A 5,590-nucleotide genomic window follows, 5' to 3' on the forward strand; every position below is an offset into this window, starting at 1 on the left:
TCGCTAATGGCAAAGTTGAAGTTGTAGAAAGAGCTACCCGTAAATCTCAAGAAATAGTCATTGATGAAGTGACAACAACACTCAAACAGTGGCTTACAGAAGCAATAGAGTGAAGTAGGGAGTAGACAATTTTCCATTCAACCTAACTTTTCACCTGATCTGGAAAGACCTACGAAAAATCTAATCCCCTTCCCACGAGTGTAAAGCGGAAAATTCAAAGTCTCTCTCCTCGAAGGAGAGAGATTTAGAGAGAGGTTTTTCAGAACCGATAAAAAGTCAGATTCCCCAGAGACGCAATTAATTGCGTCTTTCTAAAATTTACATAATTTGGTAGGTGACGGATTAGAAATAAAAATTCTAAAATTGAATTAGGGACTTACAGAATTAAGAAGCATTTAAGTCTCCTCTAGATTGTGGGAAACTCTCTACTTATAAGTATCGTCTTTAACCAGGCTGCTCCTCACATAACTACCATATCAGCCCTCAGTTAGGAAGGTTTTGAACATGAAAGACCAACAAGGATCTAATCGTATTTCTTCAGGCGTAATTGCAGCCGTGTCAGCTGCGGTTGTAGCGGTAGGTGGCGGTTTAGCTTGGTTTACTTCACACTCCAGCAATACTCCCATAATGTCCAATCCATCTGGGCAAATCGCTCAACCAATACAGCCATCAATTAAGCAGCCAGGTAATGAGCAAACCCCCAACGTTTACTGGCTAAGACCAAAAGATAAAAATGTTACTTTGGTTCCCCAACCTGTTAAAGTAGCTTCTGTACTACCCAACCAGGCTTTAGAAGCAGCTTTCCAAAGTTTGTTGGCAGGCCCAACAGAAGGGACAGATTCAACAACTATCCCCAAAGGAACCAAGCTATTAGGGCTGAAGTCAGAAAATGATGAAGTTCACGTTAATTTATCCGAAGATTTTACCAGTGGTGGCGGTAGCACGTCAATGATGGGTCGTGTAGGACAAGTTGTTTACACTGCAACAACTTTAAATCCCAAAGCCAAGGTGTACATTGACGTGAACGGCAAACCGTTGGATGTTTTAGGCGGTGAGGGTGTAGAGTTGCAACAACCGCTAACTCGTGAACAGTTTCAGAAAGATTATCCACTTTAGTCATCGGTCATCAGTCATTGGTCATTAGTCATTCACAAATGACAAATGACAAATAACTTACAGTTTGCTATTTAACACACGAAAATTACGGGCTTGCTGCTCTAACCTTGTGGCGAGGCGATCGCAAACCCGATTACACAAATCAAAAATCATTTGATCTTCCACCCGGTAATAGGCGCAAGTTCCTTCACTGCGGCGGCTAAGGATACCTGCTTGCCACATTACCTTCAGGTGTTTTGACACATTTGCCTGAGAAGTCTGTGTTGCCTCTACCAACTCTTGCACGCATTTTTCTTCATCCCGTAATAAGTGTAGCAGCCGCAGACGCATTGGCTCACTTAATAGGCTGAAGTATTCAGCTACTTGTTGCACCACTTCTGGTGGTAAAGGCAACGTTTGTTTCATCAGGGTTAACCCGCAAGAAAAGAAAATTTTAACAATGACTCACATCATATATACATTAATACTTAATCAGGGTTAATTCGCATCAAAGGTTGACCATATTCTACAGCGTCGCCATTTTGGAGAAGAATTTCCATCACCTGTCCAGAGACTTCCGCTTCAATTTCATTCATCAGCTTCATCGCCTCAATGATACAGACTGTTTGACCCTTGCGGACGCGATCGCCCACTTCCACAAATGCCGCTTCCCCAGGCGCAGGAGCGCGATAAAACGTTCCTACCATTGGGGAAGGCACTTCTACTAATCTCTGGTCAATGGTTGAGGGAGGACTTACTGATAACTGCATTTGTGTGCTAGTTCCAGTATTTTCAAACACACGAGATGTAGACACCTCCGTTACCTGACTTCCGCTCACCTGGTTTCCCCCAGACGAACCCGATGTCAAGCCCGAACCTACCACACCGCCTAAAGTCCCTTGACCTACCGACAACATCTGATTGCTAACGCTCACAGCCTTACGGACTGTTAGCTCAAAATCATCGCTTTTGAGTATGACTTCTGCAATATCTGTTTGTGCGATCGTTGCCAGAAGTTGGCGGATTTCATTAAAGTCCAATGGCACAGTTTTTATTACCTCGACCTATCCGTAAATTAGCATTTTAAGTGTGGCAGAGATTGCCATCGGGATAAAAGCATCTCCGTAGAGATGAAAGTTATTCCCTGCTGATATATTTATCTTCTTGGGTATCAACTTTGATGCGTTCTCCTTGAGAAATAAACAAAGGAACCATCACAATTGCACCAGTTTCCAGAGTTGCTGGTTTTGAGCCACCCGTGGCGGTGTCACCTTTTAAACCTGGATCTGTTTGAACAATTTCCAGAACCACAGACTTAGGCAATTCTACTCCTAGCACCTGTTCGCCCCACCGGATTACCTCAGCTTCCATACCTTCCTTGAGGTACTTGACGCGATCGCCAATTTGTTCACGAGTTAATCTACCTTCTTCGTAGGTTTCCATATCCATAAAGACAAACTCATCGCCCTCTTTATAGGTATGCTGCATCGTGCTTTTTTCTAGAGTGGCTTGCGGCACACTTTCCCCAGCGCGGAACGTTTTTTCCATCACACTCCCACTCTGGACATTTTTTAGCTTAGTTCGTACAAAGGCAGAACCCTTGCCTGGTTTGACGTGCAAGAATTCAAGCACTCGCCATACAGACCCATCCAATACAATTGAAACACCGGGTCGAAAGTCGTTACTGGAGATCATGAAACTTTCAAATTTTGGAAGACAATCGGCATTTATTGTACCCTTCTACCGGAGTAATTAGCTATTTAGTCATTAGTCATTGGGCGTTAGGAGTGCTGAGTTAGGAGTTAGGAGTTAAGAGTTAGGAGTTTTGTTTATCTCCTTGTCCTCTTGTCCCCTTGTCCCCTTATCTCCCTTTTCTCCTCATCCCCCTCATCATCCCACTTGCATTGATTTTCACTCAGCACTCAGCACGGGCTAAACGCCCCGCTACCGCTAACAGCACTCAGCACTCATACTGTGGGAAGATTATTTGTGGGTTACGTCCAGTCAACAATTCACTGCTGCATTTGAGTTATCCCATGCTTAACTTATTAAAATCCTGGCTGAAGAACAGCCTAATGGCAATACTGCTGGTAACAATATTTTTAGGCATAACTACAGTTGGGTGGACTCCCTCCAGTAGCGCCGCACTACCAGCCGGCAATGCAATTACCGACGGTAAGGCTTTGTTGCGGTATGCACTCCCGATAGATAACAAACCTGTGCGGCAACTACAAGGCAGCTTAGAGGACATCTCTGCCCAACTGCGGGCGAATCGACGTTGGGGTGCTATTTCCAAAGACATTAGCCAAGCATCCCGCATTCTCGATAAACCTTCCCAAATCTTAACAACCGTTCCCGCAGAACGCCAACCCCAAGCGGAGGCTTGGATTACCGAGTTAAAAGCCGGGGTGGGTAAATTGCAAGAATTGGCGAACAGCAAAGATAAAGAACAAATTCTGCAAGAGAGAAGTAAGTTGCTAAATCTCGTTACTAGGCTAGAAGAGTCAATGGTGAAACAATTCCCCTTTGAAGTCCCTGCCCAGTACAGTAACCTGCCACAACTTAAAGGTCGTGCCACTGTAGAAATTAAAACCAACAAAGGCGATTTGTCCCTTGTTGTAGACGGTTATAGCGCCCCTGTCACTGCTGGTAATTTTGTAGATTTGGTACAGAGAGGTTTTTATAATGGTTTAGAATTTACCCGCTCTGAAGAATCTTACTTTCTCCAAACGGGAGATCCGGCTGGGAAAGATGTGGGTTTTATTGACCCCACAACGGGCAAATATCGCGCTATTCCCTTAGAAGTCTTAGTTCAAGGTGATAAAGCACCTACTTATGGCATTACTCTAGAAGAAGCTGGTCGTTACGTTGATATGCCAGTTCTACCTTTTTCTGCCTTTGGTGCAGTAGTGATGGCTCGTCCCGAAAGTGAAGTAAATGGTGGTTCATCACAATTTTTCTTCTTTTTGTTTGAACCAGAACTCACTCCCGCCGGACGCAACCTATTAGATGGTCGTTATGCCGTTTTTGGCTATCTCACCGAAGGCAGAGAAGTTTTGGATAAATTGAAGGCTGGTGATAAAATCGAATCAGCAAAAGTGGTTCAAGGAATAGAAAATCTGGTTGAACCGCAAGCTGCATAAGAAGACACAGGGGACAGGAGAAGAATAATTCTTGTACAGACGACAGACGCGATTAATCGCGTCTCTCCTGATTCAGATTCCCGGCGGTGAATATCTGCTCAACTACGATCGATCGCTAATTCTGGAAAAGTCCGTGATACAATTTGCTGAGTATCTGTAAAAACTGTTTCCTCGTAAAATCCATCTTCCACTAGTAACACCGAAACTTTTGCTTTCAGTGGGTCTATAATACAATATTCAGGAACCTCTAAGGCCGCATATTCAGAGCGCTTATGGCGATAGTCCCTTTTCACCGACTCTGGACTAACCACCTCGACAATTAGCAAGCGCGGCAAACAGCCACTGTTTGACCTCGCTACGACCATGCGGATCGACTGGCATCAGCACTTCACTTCGCTCACCTAGATGAAGCAACATCGCACCACTCTCAAAGATAGAGATGTCTCATCCGTCTTGCCATCTGCTGCCATTAATAATGTATGTGCGCGACGAATTTTTCTGGCTTTTGCTGAACCCTTTTTGACTATATCGAGTAGTTCTTGCCTTTGTGATTCACCGAGATTAATTTTATACTTCTTGCTCATACACTCTTTTTCCTTCTGAGCGCGATCGCATCTAAGCTTGTGGGCACGGATGCACCCACATCGCTATTTAATCACAATCTAGTATTACCCAGCAAAATTAATGGGACAGACCACTAGTACTCCATTATTTCCTTCTTCCTTTACGCTCTTTGCGTCCTTTGCGGTTCGTTCCTTTACCCTTCAACGCTTGATAGACTACTAGCTGTAAACAGCCCTTGCAAAACGCTCGGCCAAGTAAATAATGTCCTGTCTACGAGCAATTTGATTTATCCATTGTTTGGGAATATTTTCCACCCCATAGTAAATTCCCGCTAACCCACCGGTGACGGCGGCGGTAGTATCGGTATCTCCGCCTAAATTCACAGCTTTCAATACCGCCTCAGAATAAGATGAGCTATTTAACAAACACCATAGGGATGATTCTAAGGTATCAATCACATAGCCACCAGAATTAATCTCTTCCACTGGTACTTTGGCAATCTCACCACTGAAAAGTCTACCAAAATGCGGCTTTTCTAATAAAAATTCCCGCACAGAATAAATTGTTTGGATATCTTGTAATCCTTGTAAATAAGCTGTTTGAGGGTCAGCCCCTTCTAAGAGCGCCACTGCAATACTAATATAAATGCCACAGGCCATTTGCGATCGCACATGAGCATGAGTAATCGCCGAAACATCATGCACCCGCGCCAGCAATTCCCCTAAAGTTAAACTTCTGTGACAATAAGCCATCGGCAAGATTCTCATCAATGAACCATTGCCATTACT

7 protein-coding genes and 1 pseudogene are annotated in these 5,590 nt (G+C 44.1%); 2 read left to right on the forward strand and 6 right to left on the reverse strand.

The annotated features are described in order from the left end of the window. The first annotated feature begins 504 nt into the window (after nt 1-504). Nucleotides 505-1,116, forward strand: a complete 612-nt coding sequence (locus HWQ37_RS32925) for a GerMN domain-containing protein (protein ID WP_292755359.1) — start codon at nt 505-507, stop codon at nt 1,114-1,116. A gap of 57 nt (nt 1,117-1,173) precedes the next feature. Here HWQ37_RS32925 and HWQ37_RS32930 read toward each other — a convergent pair whose 3' ends face one another. From HWQ37_RS32930 to efp, 3 genes are all read right to left on the reverse strand, one after another. Beyond that, a complete protein-coding gene (locus HWQ37_RS32930; RefSeq protein WP_292755361.1) occupies nt 1,174-1,521 on the reverse strand; it encodes an ArsR/SmtB family transcription factor in 348 nt (115 codons plus the stop codon). A 62-nt stretch (nt 1,522-1,583) separates the two neighbouring features. Further along, nucleotides 1,584-2,141, reverse strand: coding sequence for an acetyl-CoA carboxylase biotin carboxyl carrier protein (gene accB / locus HWQ37_RS32935; RefSeq protein WP_292755363.1), 558 nt, complete (start codon nt 2,139-2,141; stop codon nt 1,584-1,586). A 91-nt stretch (nt 2,142-2,232) separates the two neighbouring features. Further along, complete coding sequence (gene efp / locus HWQ37_RS32940) at nt 2,233-2,790, reverse strand: elongation factor P (RefSeq protein WP_292755365.1); 558 nt, start codon at nt 2,788-2,790, stop codon at nt 2,233-2,235. A 341-nt stretch (nt 2,791-3,131) separates the two neighbouring features. Here efp and HWQ37_RS32945 point away from each other — a divergent pair, with 341 nt between their 5' ends. Further along, complete coding sequence (locus HWQ37_RS32945) at nt 3,132-4,238, forward strand: peptidylprolyl isomerase (protein ID WP_292755367.1); 1,107 nt, start codon at nt 3,132-3,134, stop codon at nt 4,236-4,238. A gap of 52 nt (nt 4,239-4,290) precedes the next feature. Here HWQ37_RS32945 and HWQ37_RS32950 read toward each other — a convergent pair. The 3 genes and pseudogenes from HWQ37_RS32950 to HWQ37_RS32960 form a co-directional block, all read right to left on the reverse strand. After that, nucleotides 4,291-4,570 (reverse strand): annotated as a pseudogene (locus tag HWQ37_RS32950) (Uma2 family endonuclease); the annotation flags it as partial. Between the two features lie 69 nt (nt 4,571-4,639). Next, entirely contained in the window at nt 4,640-4,822 is a 183-nt protein-coding gene (locus HWQ37_RS32955) for a hypothetical protein (RefSeq protein ID WP_292755369.1), read from the reverse strand. A 198-nt stretch (nt 4,823-5,020) separates the two neighbouring features. Then, a partial coding sequence (locus HWQ37_RS32960) for an ADP-ribosylglycohydrolase family protein (protein ID WP_292755371.1) occupies nt 5,021-5,590 on the reverse strand: 570 nt, incomplete at its 5' end.

It is taken from the genome of Nostoc sp. NMS4, assembly GCF_017115095.1.
Lineage (GTDB): Bacteria > Cyanobacteriota > Cyanobacteriia > Cyanobacteriales > Nostocaceae > Nostoc.